The organism is Methylocapsa sp. D3K7, assembly GCF_029855125.1.
Lineage (GTDB): Bacteria > Pseudomonadota > Alphaproteobacteria > Rhizobiales > Beijerinckiaceae > Methylocapsa.
On the sequence record NZ_CP123229.1, the window covers coordinates 2,214,006 to 2,233,245 of the forward strand.

General features: G+C 58.9%; 18 protein-coding genes. 6 read left to right on the forward strand and 12 right to left on the reverse strand.

Translation table 11 applies throughout. The features are described 5' to 3' along the window. Window positions 1-197: 197 nt before the first annotated feature. Window positions 198-1,979, reverse strand: coding sequence for an alkaline phosphatase family protein (locus QEV83_RS10115; RefSeq protein ID WP_280127632.1), 1,782 nt, complete (start codon window positions 1,977-1,979; stop codon window positions 198-200). Window positions 1,980-2,328: 349 nt separating this feature from the next. On the opposite strand from QEV83_RS10115, the gene galU reads away from it, so the two are divergent. After that, the gene (gene galU, locus QEV83_RS10120) at window positions 2,329-3,213 is read left to right on the forward strand and encodes a UTP--glucose-1-phosphate uridylyltransferase GalU (protein ID WP_280127633.1); all 885 of its coding nucleotides are present in this window, start codon (window positions 2,329-2,331) and stop codon (window positions 3,211-3,213) included. A gap of 117 nt (window positions 3,214-3,330) precedes the next feature. Here the strand turns inward: galU and QEV83_RS10125 are convergent, their stop codons facing one another. From QEV83_RS10125 to mnmE, 8 genes are all read right to left on the reverse strand, one after another. After that, on the reverse strand, window positions 3,331-4,434 hold the full coding sequence (locus QEV83_RS10125) for an alkene reductase (RefSeq protein ID WP_280127634.1): 1,104 nt from the start codon (window positions 4,432-4,434) through the stop codon (window positions 3,331-3,333). A 378-nt stretch (window positions 4,435-4,812) separates the two neighbouring features. Beyond that, entirely contained in the window at window positions 4,813-5,151 is a 339-nt protein-coding gene (locus QEV83_RS10130) for a hypothetical protein (protein WP_280127635.1), read from the reverse strand. Window positions 5,152-6,039: 888 nt separating this feature from the next. Continuing rightward, window positions 6,040-6,942: a ParB/RepB/Spo0J family partition protein gene (locus QEV83_RS10135; RefSeq protein WP_280127636.1), complete on the reverse strand. Its 903-nt coding sequence runs from the start codon at window positions 6,940-6,942 to the stop codon at window positions 6,040-6,042. Window positions 6,943-6,996: 54 nt separating this feature from the next. Beyond that, window positions 6,997-7,800, reverse strand: a complete 804-nt coding sequence (locus tag QEV83_RS10140) for a ParA family protein (RefSeq protein WP_280131017.1) — start codon at window positions 7,798-7,800, stop codon at window positions 6,997-6,999. Between the two features lie 107 nt (window positions 7,801-7,907). After that, complete coding sequence (gene rsmG / locus QEV83_RS10145) at window positions 7,908-8,555, reverse strand: 16S rRNA (guanine(527)-N(7))-methyltransferase RsmG (RefSeq protein ID WP_280127637.1); 648 nt, start codon at window positions 8,553-8,555, stop codon at window positions 7,908-7,910. Between the two features lie 3 nt (window positions 8,556-8,558). Then, window positions 8,559-10,427: a tRNA uridine-5-carboxymethylaminomethyl(34) synthesis enzyme MnmG gene (gene mnmG, locus QEV83_RS10150; RefSeq protein ID WP_280127638.1), complete on the reverse strand. Its 1,869-nt coding sequence runs from the start codon at window positions 10,425-10,427 to the stop codon at window positions 8,559-8,561. 53 nt (window positions 10,428-10,480) lie between these two features. After that, window positions 10,481-10,699, reverse strand: coding sequence for a hypothetical protein (locus QEV83_RS10155; protein ID WP_280127639.1), 219 nt, complete (start codon window positions 10,697-10,699; stop codon window positions 10,481-10,483). A 62-nt stretch (window positions 10,700-10,761) separates the two neighbouring features. Then, window positions 10,762-12,078: a tRNA uridine-5-carboxymethylaminomethyl(34) synthesis GTPase MnmE gene (gene mnmE, locus QEV83_RS10160; protein ID WP_280127640.1), complete on the reverse strand. Its 1,317-nt coding sequence runs from the start codon at window positions 12,076-12,078 to the stop codon at window positions 10,762-10,764. A 102-nt stretch (window positions 12,079-12,180) separates the two neighbouring features. Between mnmE and QEV83_RS10165 the strand changes: the two genes are divergently transcribed. Together QEV83_RS10165 and QEV83_RS10170 are read left to right on the forward strand one after the other, a co-directional pair. After that, a complete protein-coding gene (locus QEV83_RS10165; RefSeq protein WP_280127641.1) occupies window positions 12,181-12,378 on the forward strand; it encodes a hypothetical protein in 198 nt (65 codons plus the stop codon). After that, window positions 12,353-13,015 carry a Fic family protein gene (locus tag QEV83_RS10170; RefSeq protein WP_280127642.1) on the forward strand — a complete coding sequence of 221 codons (663 nt, stop codon included), beginning with the start codon at window positions 12,353-12,355 and terminating at the stop codon, window positions 13,013-13,015. The genes QEV83_RS10165 and QEV83_RS10170 overlap by 26 nt, the downstream gene beginning before the upstream one ends. 46 nt (window positions 13,016-13,061) lie before the next feature. On the opposite strand, the gene QEV83_RS10175 is transcribed toward QEV83_RS10170, so the two are convergent. After that, window positions 13,062-15,302: a pentapeptide repeat-containing protein gene (locus QEV83_RS10175; RefSeq protein ID WP_280127643.1), complete on the reverse strand. Its 2,241-nt coding sequence runs from the start codon at window positions 15,300-15,302 to the stop codon at window positions 13,062-13,064. Between the two features lie 270 nt (window positions 15,303-15,572). Here QEV83_RS10175 and QEV83_RS10180 point away from each other — a divergent pair, with 270 nt between their 5' ends. Beyond that, complete coding sequence (locus QEV83_RS10180) at window positions 15,573-16,802, forward strand: YidB family protein (protein ID WP_280127644.1); 1,230 nt, start codon at window positions 15,573-15,575, stop codon at window positions 16,800-16,802. Between the two features lie 8 nt (window positions 16,803-16,810). Here the strand turns inward: QEV83_RS10180 and QEV83_RS10185 are convergent, their stop codons facing one another. Next, the gene (locus tag QEV83_RS10185; RefSeq protein WP_280127645.1) at window positions 16,811-17,200 is read right to left on the reverse strand and encodes an HU family DNA-binding protein; all 390 of its coding nucleotides are present in this window, start codon (window positions 17,198-17,200) and stop codon (window positions 16,811-16,813) included. 149 nt (window positions 17,201-17,349) lie between these two features. Next, on the reverse strand, window positions 17,350-17,727 hold the full coding sequence (locus tag QEV83_RS10190; protein WP_280127646.1) for a hypothetical protein: 378 nt from the start codon (window positions 17,725-17,727) through the stop codon (window positions 17,350-17,352). A gap of 117 nt (window positions 17,728-17,844) precedes the next feature. Here QEV83_RS10190 and QEV83_RS10195 point away from each other — a divergent pair, with 117 nt between their 5' ends. Beyond that, window positions 17,845-18,537 (forward strand): glutathione S-transferase family protein, encoded by a 693-nt coding sequence (locus QEV83_RS10195; RefSeq protein ID WP_280127647.1) that lies wholly within the window; start codon window positions 17,845-17,847, stop codon window positions 18,535-18,537. A gap of 5 nt (window positions 18,538-18,542) precedes the next feature. Further along, window positions 18,543-19,226, forward strand: a complete 684-nt coding sequence (locus tag QEV83_RS10200; protein WP_280127648.1) for a CDP-alcohol phosphatidyltransferase family protein — start codon at window positions 18,543-18,545, stop codon at window positions 19,224-19,226. The last annotated feature ends 14 nt before the right edge of the window (window positions 19,227-19,240 follow it).

Consider the following 19,240-nt stretch of genomic DNA (forward strand, 5'->3'; position numbering starts at 1 on the left):
ATGCAATCCACCAGGTCCAGCGTGTCGTGTTTATCCACATAACCGGGGGCTCCCGAAGAATTTGGATGTCGCCGGCCAATCCGTCCTCCGCCATGTGGTGGAAGAGGACTGTAAAACGGCACGGGCATCGGCCACTCAGGCGGCCAACTGCATGTCGGCCGCCCTAAAGATTTTCGCTTCTCTTGGCCGTCGCCGTGTCAGAACTTGAAGAAGTTCATGAGATCGCCAATGGCGGGAGAGTTTTTAGGCACATAAGCGTTTCCACGTTCAGCGACCGGGTTTGGCAATCTGTCGCGGCTCAGACGCGAAATGGGGGGCAGAGTCCAGTTCTTCTCGATGAACTTCAACAGCGAGACATGGTCGTAATAGGTGTGATCGACATATCCCCTTTTCGCAAAGGGCGACACCACAATGAAGGGAATGCGCGTCCCGTCGCCAAAGAAATCGAGCGGCTGGATATAGCCTGAATCATAATAACCGCCGCCTTCATCGGTGGTGATGAAGATGGCCGTCGAGGCCCAAAGTGTTGCGTTGCTTTTGACTTGCTCGATCAACGACTGGAGGAAAAGCTCGTAAAGGTCGGTGGTCGAATCGGCGGGATGTCCGGCCAAGGCCTCGAACGGACGAACAAAAGACACAGCGGGCAGCGTCCCGTTCTTCACATCGTTCAAGAACGCACCGTAATTTTGTAATTTCGCTTCCTCCGACGGATTTTTCATGATGCTCAAATAGCCGGTGAGCGGATCACAAATACCGCAGTAGGAATGGAACAGCAAAGGCACGCCATCGACCGAAGTGGCGAAGTTGGTGGGATCGTCGCCGCGATCGCCGCTGTAATATTTCCACGATACGCCTTTCGCGGTCATGACATCGGCGATGGTCGGGATGCTCTGCGGCGGCAAAGTGAAAGACGCCGGACCGAGAGTCCTTGGGTTGCTGCTCGTCTGGTTCCAATACATATTGTAGTTGTTGACCAGATAATAATGGTTCGGGGCGCAGTTGGTGCTGGCACCGGCGCGAAGGTTCTGTACGCTCACCGCGGCAACGCCTGGCGCCCTCGAATCGGAGCAGTTCACATAGGAACCGCCGCTATAGCCGTCTTGGGTGTAGTAATTGTTGGTTCCGGCGACCGGATCTGGATTTTCGATCTGATTGCTGAACGGCACGGCGGCGGTGCCGTCGAGATTGGTGTTGGTGAAGAAGGCTGCATGGCCTGAAACGAGCGCCTGAAAATTGGCTCCCGTGCCGCCCATGATCGCTTGGTGGCAATTATCGCTGATCGCATATTGGTCGGCGAGCGATTTGAAGATGGCCGCATCGCCAGGCTGCGCTTTGCCAGTGGCATCGGTAAAAGGGTTCATATTGTAGAAGCCCATCGAGATGGCGCCTTCCATGGGATTGAACCCTCCGGCCGGGGGAGGCGCGCCGTTCGATCCGGTGCCGATGGTTTCCTCGACCCAAACGAATTTGTCGAGCTTGCCGCCATCATAGTCCTGCCACATCTGAAAGAAGCGATGGACAGGATCACCCGTATAGGCGGAGTAAGGCACATATTTGCTAATCTGATAGGGACCGTTCGGCAGATTGGCGGGAAACCGCGTATCGAGAACGCCTTGCGGCAACCCGAGGCCATAGGTCGTATAGGGCTGCGGCAGCGTCGCGTAGGCGCCGGTCGTAACGGTCTTCGTACTGTAATGAATCTCGTCGCGTCCGATCGCCTGTTTCGCCTTATCGAAATGCGGGCCAGGCGTACCGTCGGCATTGACGATGCCTTTGCTTATGAGATTGTCGATCGTTTGGCCGGCCGCCGGCTTATAGGTGCCGAAGAGATTGTCGAAGGTGTGATTTTCGCCGACAATGATGATCACATGCTGGATCGGCGTTGTTGGGAGCGGCGTTGCGAGAACCGGCGTGAATATCTGCGTGCAAAACGCGCTCGTCGCAAGGCACAGCGATTTGAAAAGCGGCTTCGATGTCATTGGATGTCCTCTGAACAATTGCGGCGAGGTTTTTCACGCAGAAGCAAAGAGTGACTTCGCCCTGCGGCAATCAAACCTGAGCGCCCCATATATCGGCGGCCGCAATTTCAGGCTGATGTCAGGTGCAATGCAGTTTTATGAAGCGCCTTCGCCCACCGGGATAGCCAGGGCGCACCGAGGATTTGGACCCACAGGGACAAACCGAGCCGAATGGACCCGCGTCCAGGCCCGCCCTCCGCGACTTTCCGCCTCTCCTCCGCTGAGCAAAAGCCACAAATCCGGTCACCCTTCTGCTATATTGCTGCGCCAGTTACCCTTCCAAATCGCGGCTTGCCACTCTGGGGGATTGATGACGAAACGCATACGCAAGGCTGTTTTTCCAGTTGCCGGTCTTGGAACCCGATTTCTGCCGGCCACCAAATCGGTGCCGAAGGAAATGATGACCGTCGTCGACCGGCCTGTCCTCCAGCATGTCGTGGATGAGGCGCGCGAGGCCGGAATCGAGCATTTCATCTTCATCACCGGGCGCAACAAAGGCGTCATCGAGGATCATTTCGATATCGCCTATGAGCTGGAGGAGACCTTGCAAAGGCGCGGCAAGCTCAAGGAGTGGGAGGCGCTCAAGGCCGATCTTCCGGCGGCGGGCGCGACGAGCTTCACCCGCCAGCAGGAGCCGCTCGGACTCGGCCATGCGGTCTGGTGCGCACGGGAGATCGTTGGCGACGAGCCTTTCGCGGTGTTGCTCCCCGACATGGTGACGATGGCTTCGGAACAAGGCCGCTGTCTCGCGCAATGCGTGGACGCTTATGAAAAACACGGCGGCAATATTATTGCGGTCGAGGAAGTGGCTTCGGACGAAACCCACCAGTACGGCGTTGTTGCGATTGGCAAGGATTCCGGCCACACCTTCGAGATCACCGGCATGGTTGAAAAACCGCCCAAGGGGACAGCCCCTTCCAACCTGATCATTTCAGGACGCTATATTCTGGGTCCGGAAATCTTTTCCATTTTGGAAAAAGGCGAGAAAGGGGCGGGGGGTGAAATTCAACTCACCGATGGCATGAAAATCCTCGCCAAGAGTCAGAGCTTTCACGGCGTGCGCTTCGACGGCAAGACCTATGATTGCGGCGCCAAACTGGGGTTTCTCGCCGCCAATATCGCCTTTGGCCTCGCCAATCCCAACTTGGCTCCGCTGCTTCTGGCCGAACTGAAAAAACTAACCAGCGGCCTCTAGAGTGCTTTCCGATCAGATGGACTCATCTGATCGATAAGAAATCGCTCCGATTCAAAGAGATGGAGCCTGTTCTGATCGAAAAAGTCGCGCAACTTTTTCGGAACATGCTCTAGCAGCTCACGGCACTTTCAGCTCGTCGAGCGCCGGATAATCCGTGTAGCCTTCAGCACCGCCGCCATAAAAGCTTTCTTGCTTGGGCGTGTTCAGCGGCGCGTTCTTGCGCAGCCGTTCCACGAGATCGGGGTTGGCGATGAAGAGTTTACCGAAGGCGATCAAATCCGCCTGACCCTTTTGCAAGGTGTCGATCGCAAGATCGCGCGTATAGTCGTTGTTGGCGATATAGGCGCCAGCAAACGCCTTGCGCAGCCCCAAAAAATCGAACGGCACATTGTCGCGCGGACCGCCGGTCGCCCCTTCGATGACATGGATATAGGCGAGTTTCCGGGCGCTCAACTGCGTGGCCAAATAGCCGAAGGTCGCCGCCGGCTTGTTGTCGATCGCATTGTTGGCCGGGCTCACCGGCGAGAGGCGGATGCCGACGCGGCTCTTGTCCCAAACGGTCAAAATCGCATCGGTCACTTCAAGCGCGAAACGGGCACGGTTCTCGATCGATTGGCCATAGCGATCGGTGCGCTGGTTCGTCCCATCCTTCAAGAATTGATCGATCAAATACCCGTTCGCGCCATGAATTTCGACACCGTCAAAGCCGGCCCGCTTGGCGTTCTCGGCCGCTTTCACGTAGTCGGCAATGATGCCGGGAATTTCCTCAAGACTCAGGGCGCGCGGCTCCGAGGTCTCCGCAAAGCCAGATTCGATGTAGGTTTTCGTGTTCGCGGCGATGGCCGAAGGTGCCACCGGCTTTGCCCCGCCCGGCTGCAAGGAGACATGCGACACCCGCCCGACATGCCAAAGCTGAATAAAAATTCTGCCGCCCGCGCTATGCACGGCATCCGTCACTTTCGTCCAGCCCGCGACCTGCGCCTCGGTGTAAATCCCCGGCGTCCAGATGTAACCCTGACCCTGTTGGGAAATTTGCGTGGCTTCCGAGATGATCAAACCGGCGCTCGCACGCTGCCGGTAATAGCGGGCGTTGAGATCATTCGGCGCATCGGTGCCCTTGGTGGCCCGGTTGCGGGTCAAGGGCGCCATGACGAGGCGGTTGTTCAACACAAGGTCGCCGAGCTGAAAGGGCGAAAAAAGAATGCTGGCATCTCGCGTCATCGCGCAGGTCCCCGCTGATGTGGAGTGAACACGGCGGGAAGGCGCCGCGTCCTCTTTATATGTTAAGGACCGGCTGATTGTGCAGATGCGAACAAGGAAATTTGAACCGGCCGCCCGGCCTCAGTGAGGCCATAAATACGGCGCCGTGGGTGGCGGAGGAGCGGAGGGGTGACCATGCCAGCAAGGGCAGCGTGGATTCGGGGCCGGAGGCAGCGAGCATCTTTTTTGGATTTCGACTTCCATGCGGGCGATTTCGCCAAGTTCAAGCGCGCCCGTCATGAGGATCCCGTAAATCGCGGTAAGACTGATGCGGTGCCCCCCGGCAGCCTGCACATTCAGCCTCCTATCGGCACCCATAGCGCTAAGCTCCGTCAGTGGTCAGTGAGGCCTGGACTTTCCATCAAGATGGTGGGGTGATGCAAGCTCTTTGTATTCCTCAGCGGCCGTCCAGCGGCAAATTTCCTTGCCGTTCTGATCGACGAGCCGCACGGCCTCGGCGCTGACCTCCCGCGACACACCATCGACGAGGATCTGCTCGCGTTTGGGATGTTCAGCGCGGTAAAAGCTCCGGACTCCAACGTGGGCTAGACCACGGAAATAGTCAACATCCGGCTCGGGAGACCAGAACGGAAACCGTTCGAGAACCTCTGGACGCGCGCCGTGCGCGGGCCAGATATACTCGATAAAGCAGTTTCCAAGCGGGGATTGCATAGGCATTCCTCCCCCTTTCAAAGCCACGTAATCTTCGTGAGGGTAGAGTCAAGGGGGGAACAAAAATAATAATTTTAATGGCTAATCAGAGGGAAGAACGGTCGCGGCACAAATGCTAAGCCGCCGAATTGCGATTTCTGGCCACGCTGGTCATTGGAATTCAACGACCAGCTCAATGTTCTATCTCTAAAGGACCGCCTTCCGTAGGGCGCCGGCGGTCCGTGGAGCGCTATTTTGCGGGTTTAACCGACGAGTAAATCAAATAGGTGACCAAGGAAGCAACCAAGGCTCCAGCACCCATCATGATATAGAGTGTATGCGGACCCATTTCATTCTCCATTCAATGGTTACGATGGGATCGGATAGCACACAATGGAGCGAAGAACTGGTCAAAATTGCTCAAGTCTCTATGTGCAGCGGGATTCGAGCATCGGAGTTGGTCCGGATCACCTTCAGCCGCCAGCAGACAAACTCCAGCTGATTTAGGGCCTTGTAACGTAGACGCGAGCCAGCTTTCTCTCAGCGATGATTTGGTGGAATACTTTGCACGCTCCGCCGGTGTCTCTTGGACAAAATAAAAACGGGTATCGGCAAGCCGAGACCCGTTGTGAAACAATAAAACCCAAAAAAGAGCGTCGAGAAATTAGCTAACTTTAGGTTTCTTGAAAATATTGTAGCCAATAAAAGCCGCCAAACTCGCGACAATGGCTCCGGCTGCGTAGATAATATATAAGCTATTTGGGCCCATGGATTTTTCCTTTCAGTTTTTTATTTAGTCTCGAAGGTTTGCTAGCAGACAATTAACAAAAGACCTAGCGTTAAATGGTCGCAGTTTAAAAGACTTACCGAAAGGCACCGGCGGAAAGGCTTCAGCGCGGCGACCCTGGCAGCGCATTATCCCTTCAGCCTCCGGCAGACAAACTCCAACTGATCCAAGGTCTTGTAACGCAGGCGCAATTCGCCAGCCTCGGTGGCGCTCTGAGCTATGATCGCCTCAATCCCCAGCGCGTCTTTCAGGCTCTTTTCCAGGGCCCGTGTATCGGCCGGCTTTTCCTCAGGCTCGCGTTTGCGCGGTCCCTGGCCCTTGGCGCGGACGGGTTCCGGCGCCGGCTCCAGCATTTGCTCGACGTCGCGGACAGATAAATTTTGCGCAATTATCTTGTCTGCTAGCAAATCGGGCTCTTGGGATGTCAAGAGCAAGCGCGCATGACCCGCCGAAAGCTTGCCTTCCCGCAGCAGGATTTTCACACGGTCGGGAAGCCTCAAGAGCCGCAGGCTGTTGGCGACATGGCTGCGGCTCTTGCCGATGATTTTGGCGAGATCCGTCTGACTATAATTGAACTCGTCGAGAAGCTGCTCATAGCCCGCCGCTTCCTCGAGCGGGTCGAGGTCGGTGCGCTGGACGTTTTCAATGATCGCCAGCGCCAGCGCCTCGCGGTCGTCCGCCTCGACGCTGTGGATCGGCACCTCATGCAAACCGGCGCGCTGCGCCGCCCGCCAGCGGCGTTCTCCGGCGATGATTTCGAACATGCCCGCTTGACCGGCCGCCGGCCGCGCGAGAATTGGCTGGATAATCCCCTTTTCCTTGATGGATGCCGTTAGCTCCGCGAGTTCCTCCTCGCCAAATTGCCGGCGCGGATTGCGCGGATTGGGGCGGAGAAATTCGATCGGCAATTTTTTGGGCGCGCGGGAGGCTCCCATCCCACTTTCGGCTTGCGTCTCGGCGCCGCCGAGAAGCGCGGCGAGCCCTCGCCCGAGCCGCGGCCGTGCCTCTTCGGCCGGTTTGTTTGCTTTCATTCTAGGTTTTCCAATCTCGGCACGTTTTTGTTACATCACGCATCCGCCTCGGGATCAGGCCGCGCGTTGCTGACGCTCGCGCTGAATAACCTCCGAGGCCAATTTCAAATAGGCCTGGCTGCCGCTACATTTAAGGTCATAGAGCAGCACCGGCTTCCCATGCGATGGCGCTTCGGACACCCGGACATTGCGCGGAATGACCGTTTCATAGACCTTGTCGCCCATGAACCCCCGCACATCGGCCACGACCTGCACGGCGAGCGAGTTGCGTTGATCGAACATGGTCAGAACGATCCCGTGGATGGTCAGTCCAGGATTTAGCGTGTTCTTGACTTGTTCCACGGTGCTGAGAAGCTGCGATAAGCCTTCCAGCGCGAAAAACTCGCATTGCAGCGGGACCACCACGCTATCGGCGGCCGCCATCGCGTTCATGGTCAGCAAATTGAGGGACGGCGGGCAATCGACCAGCACATAGGTCAAGCGCTCTTCAATGGGTCCGCCGCGCTGCTCTTCCGCCAGCGATGTCAGGGCTTTCTTGAGACAAAAAGCGCGGTCTGGCCGTGCCGCGATCTCAAGTTCGAGACCGACGAGATCAATCGTCGAGGGAGCGATGAACAAACGAGGAACACCCGTTTCGCGGAGGACGGCCGCGAGCGACTGTTCCCCGGTCAAGACATCATAGGTCGAGAATTCACGCTCGGCACGCCCAATCCCGAGGCCGGTGGAGGCATTGCCCTGCGGATCGAGATCAATGATGAGAACCCGCTCGCCCATCGCGGCGAGCGCCGTGCCGAGGTTGATCGCGGTCGTCGTCTTGCCAACGCCGCCCTTTTGATTGGCAAGCACGAGCACGCGCATCTCGGCGGCCGCCACATCGCTCTCCTCGACAACGTCTAAGGTATTGAATCTACGAGCTTTAAAGCGGAAATCGGTAGCCAAGACAGATCCATCCAAACCGCAGCGATTCAGCTCTCGCTCCGCTGGACCAGCACCAAGCGCGCCGTCGCGCATGTTTGGCTTTGCATGGTCGTGATAAAATATTTACCGGCCGTTAACGAGTCGGTCAATTCACTCTCGAATTGTTTCCCCTTGGAAAAAACCCCCGTCGCGCCATTTTCGATGAATTTTTTTGCGTGGCTCAGAAGGACGTCCATCGGCGCCAAGGCGCGGGCACTGACCGCGTCGATGGGCTCGTCGAAAGCCGGCAGAATCGTTTCGAGTCTGCCGCAATGAAGGATGGCAGGCGCCGATGTCTCGCGGATGACGGTTTGCAGAAAGGCGCATTTGCGGCGGTCCGACTCGATGAGATGCACGCGCGCCTCCGCGTTCCCCGCATATTTGATCGCCGTGACGAGCCCCGGAAATCCGGCGCCCGAGCCAAAATCCAGCCAGCGACGCGCTTCCGGCACCGCATTCGACACCTGCAGGGAATCGGCGAAATGCCGGACCCACATGTCGGCGAGGGTGGAGGGCCCCACCAAATTGAGCGACTTCTGCCATTTTTCGAGGAGATTTGCGTAGATGTGCAAGCGCCGCAGAGTCTCGTCCGGCAGCTGGGCCAAGAGCGGATGGGCGAAGCGGATGGACGCGTGAGCGGGAGAGCTCTTTGGCAAGGATCAAGAACCCGCGGCGGCACGGCGAAGTTTTGACGCCAAGAGCGTCATCGCGGCCGGAGTCATTCCCTCGATCCGGCCCGCCTGCCCTAAGGTGCGCGGCCGTACCGTTTCGAGCCGCGCGCGGATTTCGTTGGAAAGCCCCGTCAAGGTCCGGTAATCGACATCCAGCGGGATCGCCAGAGCCTCGTCGCGCCGGAAAGCGTCGATATCTTTGGTCTGACGATCGAGATAGACCGCATATTTGGCATCGATTTCGATTTGCGCGGCGATTTTTGGCGCGATTGCCGCCAGCTCCGGCCAGATAGTGGCTAAGCTTTCGATCGAAACATCCGGCAGCGCCAAAAGTTCGAACGCGGTCCGGCGCAGGCCATCCTGATTGACCCTGAGACCCCTCCGCACCGCCTCGTTCGGAGTGAGGCTCAGAGCTTCCAGGCGCGCGCGCGCGGTCGAAAGCGCCGCCTCCTTGCTGGCAAAGTGCCGCGCCCGCTCCCGGCCAACGCAGCCGAGGCGGGCACCAAGCGCCGTCAGCCGCTGATCGGCATTGTCGGCACGCAGCGAGAGCCGGTATTCGGCGCGCGAGGTGAACATGCGGTAGGGCTCGCTGACGCCCTTCATCACGAGATCGTCGATCATCACGCCGAGATACGCGTCGGCGCGGCTGAACGCGACCGGCTCCCGGGCGCCCGCCCGCAGCGCGGCGTTGAGGCCCGCGACGAGACCTTGCGCCCCCGCTTCTTCGTAGCCGGTCGTGCCATTGACCTGCCCAGCGAGAAAGAGACCCCGAATTGCTTTGGTCTCAAAGCTCAAAGTCAAGCCGCGCGGATCGATGTAATCATACTCGATCGCATAGCCGGGACGTAAGATCGCGGCCTTGGAGAGGCCGGGGATGGTGTGGACAAACGCAAGCTGGACCTCTTCAGGCAGGGCGGTCGAAATGCCGTTGGGATAGACGGTGTCGTCGTCGAGCCCCTCGGGCTCCAGAAATATTTGGTGCGTTTCGCGCTCCTTGAACCTGACGATCTTGTCTTCGATCGAGGGGCAATAGCGCGGGCCAAGGCCAGAGATCGCGCCGGAATAGACCGGCGACTGACCAAGGTTCGCCTCGATGAGGGCATGGCCCTCCGGCGTCGTATGGGTGATGAAGCAATCGATTTGCGGAGTCCGGATCGCCTCCGTCATAAAGGAAAAAGGCTCTGGCTCGCGGTCGCCGGCTTGGCGCTCGAGCATGGACCAATCGATCGTCCGGCCGTCGAGCCGGGGCGGCGTCCCCGTCTTGAGACGGCCAAGGGCAAGACCTAGGGCTTGCAGCCGCTCCCCGAGACGGATGGCGGGATTTTCCCCCATACGTCCGGCCGGAACGCGCTTGGCGCCGATATGGATCATGCCCCTGAGAAACGTTCCCGTCGTCAGAACGAGAGCACCGCAGCAAAGCGTGTCGCCACTGGCGGTCTTGACCCCCTCCACCCGGCCGTCGGTGAGAAGAATATCGGCGGCCTCGGCTTCGATGACCTGGAGACCCTCTGTCTCTTTGATCGCCGCCTGCATCGCCTCGCGGTAGAGCTTGCGGTCGGCTTGCGCCCTAGGGCCGCGCACGGCGGGACCTTTGGCCCGGTTGAGGACACGAAATTGAATGCCCGCTTGATCCGCCACCCGTCCCATAAGCCCGTCGAGGGCGTCGATCTCGCGGACGAGATGGCCCTTCCCCAGCCCGCCGATGGCCGGATTGCACGACATCACCCCGACCGTGGCAAAGGACAGTGTGACGAGGCCCGTGCGCGCGCCCATGCGGGCCGCGGCCGCCGCCGCCTCGCAACCGGCATGGCCGCCACCAACAACGATCACATCAAAGGATCCGCTCGAACCGCTCATCTATTTTAGAACCTGTCTAAAAACGTTTCACGTGAAACACTTTGGCACTCGGCTCAATGCAAAGCCACGCGCCGCCAGCGCCGAAGGGCGACCAAAGTCCATACACCTTCGACCAGTCCAAACGGCCACGCGCCTTGCAAAAAGCCATAGGCCGAACCCAACGCGCAGGATCCGGCAAAAGCAAGAATGAACCAAGGACTTCGCTGTTCAAAAGCATAGGTAACGAGCATGGCGGTCACGGCGAGGAGGCCGAAGAGGGTCAGTCTGTCCACGGATCGTCCGACTTGTTTAGAGCTTTTCTAAAAACGTTTCACGTGAAACACTTTGGGCGCTCTTACTTCCCGATGCAAAAGCGCGAAAAGATTTCGCCCAAAATATCTTCCACGTCCACCACGCCGGTTAGTCTTTGCAACGAGAACATCGCCGCGCGCAAGTCCTCCGCCAGCAATTCCGCCGGGGCCTCGGGATTGTCCAAGATCCGCGCCAGAGCGGATGCCGCAGCCTCGAAGCTTTTGCGGTGGCGTTCGCGCGCGATCAAGCCCGTATGGCCGCCGCCCACCGCGTCACGGGCGAAATCTTCCATCCTCTTGATGAGCACATCGATATTTTCGCCGGTTTCGGCGCTGATGCAGAGATCTTGACATAAGCTTTGCTTTTTTCCCTCCGGGACAAGATCGCTCTTGGTGAAGACGGGCCAGACCTCGCCGCCTGTCACACCGGACGGCACGGGGTCCCGAGCCTCGGAGAGCCACAGAACGAGATCGGCGGCCTGGGCTTTTTCCCGGGCCCGGAGAATGCCGATTTGCTCGGCTGCATCCGTGCTTTCCCGCAGGCCCGCCGTGTCGATCAAAGTCACCGGGCAGCCGCCGAGATCAAAATGTAATTCTATTATATCACGTGTAGTCCCCGCAAAGGGCGTGACGATCGCCACGTCGCGATGGGCGAGCGCATTGACCAGCGTCGATTTCCCGGCATTGGGCGGCCCGGCGATGACGATGGTGACGCCCTCCCGTAGCCGCTCCCCAGCGCGGGCCGTCGCGAGTTCCGCTTTCAGACCGGCAAGCACGGGCGTGAGGATTTCACAGACGCGGCGGCCGGACGCGCCCGGCACATCTTCCTCCTCGGGGAAATCAATCTCGGCCGCGAGGAGCGCCGATGCCTCAAGCAGTGCGCCCCGCCAGATCGCGGCCTGGCGTCCAAGCACGCCGTCCGACTGGCGCAAGGCGGCGCGGCGCTGCCACTCGGTTTCGGCGTCGATGAGATCGGCGAGCCCTTCGACCTCCGCCAAGTCCATTTTGCCGTTGATGAGCGCGCGGCGGGTGAATTCCCCCGGCTCGGCGGGCCGCGCGCCGCTGCCGCCCAGCGCCTTGACCATCGCGGCAACCACGGCGCGGCCGCCATGACAAAAGAATTCCGCATAGTCCTCGCCGGTAAAACTCTTTGGCGCGGGGAAAAAAGTTACGAGCCCTTTGTCGATGGCGTCACCTGTGGCGGGATCGCGGAAGGTTGCGAGCGCGGCGGAGCGGGGGGCGGGCAGTTTGCCGGCAATGCTTTCGACAATGACCCGCGTCGCCGGACCCGAGAGACGCAGAACCGTGATCGCGGCGCGCCCCGCGCCCGAGGCGATGGCAAAGATCGTGTCGTGATCCATCGGTTATCTATATTTACTTTTTTGTCTAAAGACATGGTGTTAACGATTGTATCGGCTCAAACGATGTGGCCATATTGGGGATTGAATCAAGCGGAGGAAAATATGGCGCATGAGCTGAATAAATTGCTTGAAGCTGCCAAACGCATCATTCCTTCGAATGAGCAGCGCGAGGAGCAAAGGCGCAGCTTTGCCTATGGCAACACGGCAATCGAGAACGATCTGATTACGCGCGAGATGATTGACGCGGAGGCGGAACGGCTCGACCAGGAAAAGCATGAGCGATCAGCCAAACCGGCGTAACACACGTGCGCTTGAACCGGCGCTTATCACTGACCCAATCGAGCTTGCGAAGGCGGAGGCGCGCAACGGCCTCAAGCAATATGACGCAGGCGTGCAAGCAGCTCAAACTGCCATCGAACGAGGTGGCTTCAAGCTGCGGCCATCCTTGATATGTTCGCTGCACCGGGAAGCGCTTGATGGCTTGAGTTCATATGCCGGAATTTTTAGGCCGGGCGGGGTAGAAATTGGAAAGAGCAAGCACGAGCCCCCTCCAGCGCATCTTGTGCCCGAACTTGTCGAGAATCTATGCGATTATGTGAATAACAATTGGGAGCGGAGTACCGCGCTTCACCTTGCCGCTTATGTCATGTGGCGGTTGAACTGGATACACCCATTCGCTGATGGCAATGGCAGAACGTCGAGGACGGTTTCCGATGTCGTTCTTTCCATTCGAGCCGGATATGTCCCGAGCGGGTCGCCGTCGATACCCGATCAAATCGTCAAAAATCGCACGCCGTACTTTGAGGCGCTCGAAGCCGCCGACGAGGCATGGAAACAGAACATCCTCGACTTAAGCAAGATGGAAAGTTTCTTGGAAACGCTGCTCGCACGTCAATTGAGGGCTTTTTTCGAGAGCGTTGGCGGCAAACTGCCGTAAGACCTTTGATAGTCCTTTGGCGGGTGGGAGAGGACCGGTTGCCGGTTCACTTCTCTTTTTTCGATGCCGGAGAAGGCGCGATTTCTATCTCTGTCTTTTGCTTGATTTCCAGCAGCGCCGCCTTGTCATCGTCGGTAAGCGAGACGGAAACTGGACAATCCTTGGTAGTAATAAAATTCACGATCTCTGCGGCCTCAGGTCCTGCCACTTGAAGGAATTTTGACTGTATGATGCCACGCAAAATATAAACCGCACTGACATCTTTTACGCATATGAGGCCCCTCAGCTCCTTGGCGAGAGCTTTTGCATAAGTCGAGTAATCGACACTCGTTCGCGCGAGCTTCTTTTTCCAATACAAAACGTCCTGCGGAAGTTTGGCGGCAGGATCGCATGAGGCCAGAGACTTATCTTTACTTGTGCAGTCGAGCCGTTCGATTCGCATCAATGCCTCGTCCCTCATCTTGCCTTCGGGAATGGTGTTCATCAAATTCCGAAGGTCGGCATAGGCATTGGCGTCCCAGGGCTTAACTTTGAGGGCGCCCCAAAAATCAGCCAAAAGAAAAAATGGTAATAATTTATCCCTGGGCTTCCACGCGGAATTCCAAGTCACACCCTCGAGCCGGATCGCTCCAAGTTCCACTGGGTCTGGCTCTGACCAGGACCAGTGTGTGCGCCATAGAATGGCGTCCACAAAGTCGGTTTGATTGATCGTCGCGCCGTCAAGCACCGCACCCTGAAGGCGTGCCGAATGGAGCACCGCGCCTTCAAGATGTGCCCCTTCAAGCGTCACGCCCTCAAGTTCCGCGTGCAAGAGCGACGTGTTCTGAAGCTCTGCTAACCAGAGGGTCGCGCCCTGAAATTCCGCCCGATCGAGCTCCGCGAGCTGAAGCTGCGCCTGGTTGAGCGACGCGCCCTGAAGCTGCGCCTCTTTGAGGGAAACGCCCTGAAGCCTCGCCTTGTCGAGCGACGCGCCCTGGAGTTGCGCCTCTTTGAGCGACGCACCCTGAAGCCGCGCCTCTTTGAGGGATGCGCCCTGGAGCCGAGCCTCATTGAGCAACGCGCCCCGGAGCTGAGCCTCATTGAGCAAAGCGCCCTGGAGCTGAGTCTTCTGTAGTGACGCGCTGTCCAAAAATGCCCCGGTCAAATCGGCCTTGGTGAGATCGGCACCGTCCAACACGGCTTTTTCCAAATGGCGTCCGCGAAGATCAAAAAGATGTTCCTTCCACGTTAGCTTTTTCGGATCGTCGATTTTCAGCGCCTCATAAATGTTGAAGCCCGGCAAGACCAGGGTGTTCGAAAATAGGCTCTTTCGCCTTCGCGTTGTTTCGTCCACGTCGCCCGCGAACAAGAACTTTTGAGTCCACATTGCCGCGTTATCCGCTAGCCGCCATTGCGACTGATCGATGACGGAGGGCGTCGATTCCGGCCATTCGCCGGGAATGGTGGCGACCACGATGGAAAACCAAATCACCAAGAAGCTTGTGACAACCTCGAGAAAAAATCCGGAGCCCTTCATTCCCCAAACGAGGGCACGAGAGTACCCAGATCTTTCACCACTCAAACCAGCGAAAACTGGCGGGCGGAGCAGCCATAACAGCACAATGTCAAGAAATAGCGCAACGCGCTGTGCCCAAGTGATCGTCACATGGTGAAACGGCAGGAATTGAATCTGCAACAAAAGCAGCAGCAGAACCGGAAAGACCACGAGCGTCGTCAGGGCGATGAGTTTGAGCAGAAGCCCAAAAATCCCGCCACGCAATTCCGGCGGACCGGCGAGGATTTGGACAAAAATGTTGCTCGGCAGAAGGCGGCGCAGCTTGTCACGGATGGCCTTGTTTTCTTGGTCCGCCACGGCGCCGTCCAGAGCATCGGGAAACTGGCGCTTCAACTCGGCATGAAAGCGCGAGGCTTTTTTGCCGAGCATGATGAAATGCATCAGCGCATAGGCGTGGATGATGAGGACGATAAAAGGCGCCAAAGCAAAAAAGGCGAGGAGTGGCAGTTCGATATTGAGGAAGGGCAGTTTGACGGCGCGCTCCAGTAACAGATCTTCATGGGTGACGGCGCCCGCCGCGATCGCCACATAGAAAAGCACAAAGAGATAGGAGAGCCAGAGCCCGCCGCTGACGGCGGCGGCGTCCTCGACCGATTTTTTGATCTCCGCGAGATCGTCGGCTTTTTCAGCGATGGCGGGCAGACCCGCCGCGACCGGCGGGAGCGCAGTTTGGCGCTCGGACCGCTTTGCCGCCTTGGCCAGCCGCCATGCGCGCAATCTTGGCTGCTGCATCTTCCCCCCGCGTCACGGCGCAATTTGACCCGAGAACGCCACGGACTGCAAGCGGGAGGTCCAGAATTGCTCTTTGGCCCAAATCCCACCAGCGCCCATCAAACTTATGTTCCTGGACGAGAGCTGTTCCCCCTTTAAAACCTCACACGGAGCCCCCTATTGGCCGCAATCGCCACACTCTTAACGCGATAGGCGTGTAGCTGCGGGCCTCTCCCGGAGGAAACGCGTCACCTCGGGCCGATCGACTCTATTGAAAACCGGAGACACGCTATGATGGCGAGTTTTGCTGACCTCATTGAAGAAATCGACAGGCGGTACAGTCCCGGTCCCAAGGCGCCCCAGCTTGTCCAAGAGACCTTCCGCTGGGTGATGGAGCAACCCGGCGGGGCCGAGGGTCTGTTGGAGAGATGCAGCGCGGCGGGCCTTGCCGCCGAGGTTGCATCCTGGGTGGACGGATTGGCTCCCGTGCCTCTGTCCGGGCAAGAGGTCGAGCAAACCCTTGGCGCCGAGACTCTTGGCGCCTTCGCCGAGAAGACCGGCCTCAATCCCAATTTTGTCAGAACGATTTTGGGCTATGCCCTTCCCGAAATCATCATGCTGGCGAAAAGCGGTGCCGTCCCGCCTGAAATTCCGGTTTTGAACGCCGACGAACCCGCTGTTGCGCTTTCGCCGTCCCCGGCCGAACCCTTTTCGCCAGAGGACACAGCGCCCATGCAGGCGGGCGACAGGATATTCCTTCCCGCTCCCGCACCAAGGGTGCCGCCGCGTTTCAAAAAATTCGCCACTTCAGGTTCGGTGCTGGCGCTTGCTCTTTTTGGTTTGGCCTGGGCGGGGTGGCATTTTTCCGGTGGTCCCGCATCACGGGAGAGTGCCGGGCGGACAGAGACGCACATGGCCGAGGACATCCGGGCCCTCAAAGCGAGCGTTGAGGCTTTGCGCGCCGCCCAGAGCCAGTCACAGACAGATGCCACAACGCTTGCCGATCTGAAGTCGCGGCTCGATGCGGCGAAGAGCGAGACGGCGGCGTCGATCGCCGACGTTGCAGGGAAGGTCGCGCAGCTACGGGATTCCGAGACGAAAGTGTCGCAACTTTCCGAGCGGCTGGATCGCCTCGAACATGAGATCGCGGGCCCCGCTGCTTCCGCACCCGGCGCCACCCCGGTCCAAGGCGCCGCGAGCGGCCGGAAGCCGGCGCAAATGGCCGCCGCGCTGCCCAGGCCGCCAGCCTTCGACCCGTCCCAAGATTCCGGCGGCCCAGGATCGCGCCGAAGCCGGCCGCAATTGATCACGAATTGGGTTGTCCGTGCCGTTTACGATGGGATCGCGCTCGTCGAAGGTCCGCATGGCTCCATCGAGGTCGCGCCGGGCGAGCCAATTCCTGGCGCCGGCACGGTGATCTCGATCGAACGGCGTGGCGCCGGCTGGATTGTGATCACCAACCGCGGACTCGTCGATTCGGCGCCCGGCGGATTCCCGTCAAGGGACCAGCCGCGCTTTTAGCCTTTTTCTTAAGGCAAAGCGGCAGATTTCAATTTCGACAGCGGGCGGATCTTGACGCGGATGCTCGCGGGTTTCGCGGCTGCCTTGACCAACTGGCCGGTGGCGGGATTGCGGACGAGCGTTCCAGCCCTGCGGGCCGGCACTTTGCGAAGGGTGACTTTCAGCAGTCCCGGCAAAGTAAATTCGCCAACGCCGCGTGGATGCACCGATCCCAAACACACATTTTCCAAGGTTGCGTAGACACCTACAGCGGTCTTACGAGGAATATCGTTCTGCTCGGCAATCAGGTTGATCAGCGCCGACTTGGTCAGGGTTTCTTTGACCGGGCGAACCGCCGCTGCTTCGGGTTTGCTCGCTTTTTTCCTCGCCGCGGGCTTGCCGGTTTTTGCCTTAGCCACAAGCGTTCTCCTTTGATCGAATCATTTTCTTCCAGCCGGGTCATAGCCCAAAGCATCTTCGGGTTGCTAGCCATCTTGCGGGCGATGCGCAACCTTCGAACGGGTTTGCGGGAAAGACTCAACAGATTAATTGCTCTGGCGCTGGGCTCCTACCCCCCCTCCAGCCAAGGCTTTCCGTAAAGCAGGGCAAGCCCCAGCAAGCCTTGCAGACTGAGGCTGCCAAAGCTGAGAGCAAGCAAAAGCAGGAGAATATGGGAAACGGAACGCTCTTCTATGATGATGAAATTATACACAGCCAAAGCAAAGAATATGGCCCCAAAGCAGAGAGGTATCGCTCCGTAGAGATAGGCTTCCTCCTTGGAGAGGGGCAGGACGTTGAGCGGGCTGACAAGAAAAAGGAAGAGAATATGGGCCAAAAAGCTCAAGGCCGTCAGGACCGAGCATATGAAAAGCGCTCTTTCGGGAGGCCAGGGAAAGGGCGAGGGTTTCCCCGGCCCCGATACGGCGCCGTTGTCCAGCTTCGTCATCGCATCCTCCCAGTTTCGCGAAGACAGGCCGTCAGTTTGGCCCAGATTGGCTTTTTGGCAAGGCTGGCATTAGGGTCGGCACGCCAACGGACAGCCGGTCCTTCCCAAGGCCTCGCGATGCTGACCCTTTATTCCTACCCGGATCTTTTTGGCGTTGCCGACAACAATCCGTATGGATTGAAGGTCTATGCTTTCCTGAAGCTGTGCAAGCTTGCCTTCCGGCACGAACATATCCTCGATGCGGAGAAGGCGCCGCGTGGGCAGCTACCCTATCTTGAGGACAATGGCGAGGCCATCGGCGATAGCGACACGATCATCGCCCATCTGATTGCGCGCTACACGCTGCCAATCGACGATGGTTTGACGGCAAGCCAGCGCGATACGGATCATCTCATCCGGCGGATGCTCGATGATCTCTATTGGGTGATGTCTTATTCGCGCTGGAAAGACCCGCGCTTCTGGCCGCTGTTCCGGGATGCGCTTTTGCGCACCCATCCCGGCCTCACGAAAGCCGCACTGGACAAGGCGCGGGACTATAATTTCAAACGTTATTATTATCAGGGTATCGGGCGCTACGAGCCGGAGGCGGTTTACGACAGGGGGGTTGCCGACCTGCGGGTGCTGGCGCACCTCGTCCCCGAGGGAGGATTCCTGTTTGGGGCAAAACCGTCCAGCGGCGACGCGAGCATTTACGGATTTACCGCCAATATCTATTTTTACGAGATCGACACGCCGCTCAAGGAGTTTTTGATGTCCCGGCCCAATCTCGTCGCGCATTGCCGGGCGATCCATGCCGCGCTCGCGGGATGAAACCCATGCCCCCCTTTGCCGCCGGGTTTCTTGTGCATTGCTTCACCGCCAGCGGCGCGGCGCTGGGGCTCGCGGCACTGTTCGCCGCCGCCGATGGGCGGTTTGCCGCGATGTTCGCTTTTCTGGGCGCGGCGCTGGCGATTGATGCCGTGGACGGCACCTTGGCGCGGCGGGCCAAGGTCGCGGAGAGCGTGCCGCATATCGACGGCGTCATGCTCGACCTCGTTGTCGATTTTCTGACCTATGTGGTGGTGCCGCTCGTCGCCGTGTGGCGTTCAGGCCTCCTCGCGCCGCCGCTCGCGGTCCTTGTTTGCTGCGTGGTCTGCGCGGCTTCGGCGCTTTATTTCGCCGACAAGCGCATGAAGACCCACGATCTCTGGTTTCGCGGATTTCCGGCGATTTGGAACGTGCTGGCGTTTTATTTGCTGGTGTTCCGGCCGGGGCCAATGGTTGCCACGGCGGTTGTCATCGCCGCTGCTTGCTTGATGTTCGCGCCGGTTGTCTTCGTGCACCCGTTGCGCGTGGTGCGTTTGCGCCTCGCGACAATGACGGCGACGGGGGCCTGGAGTGCCGCCGCAATCGCCGCCGTGGACCAGGGTCTCTCGCAGGCGGATTTCGGCATCAAGGCTGTGCTCCTCGGGGTGGGGGTGTATTTTCTGATCTTGCCGCTGTTCCGCAACAGCCCATAGTCGGGCGGAGCTGG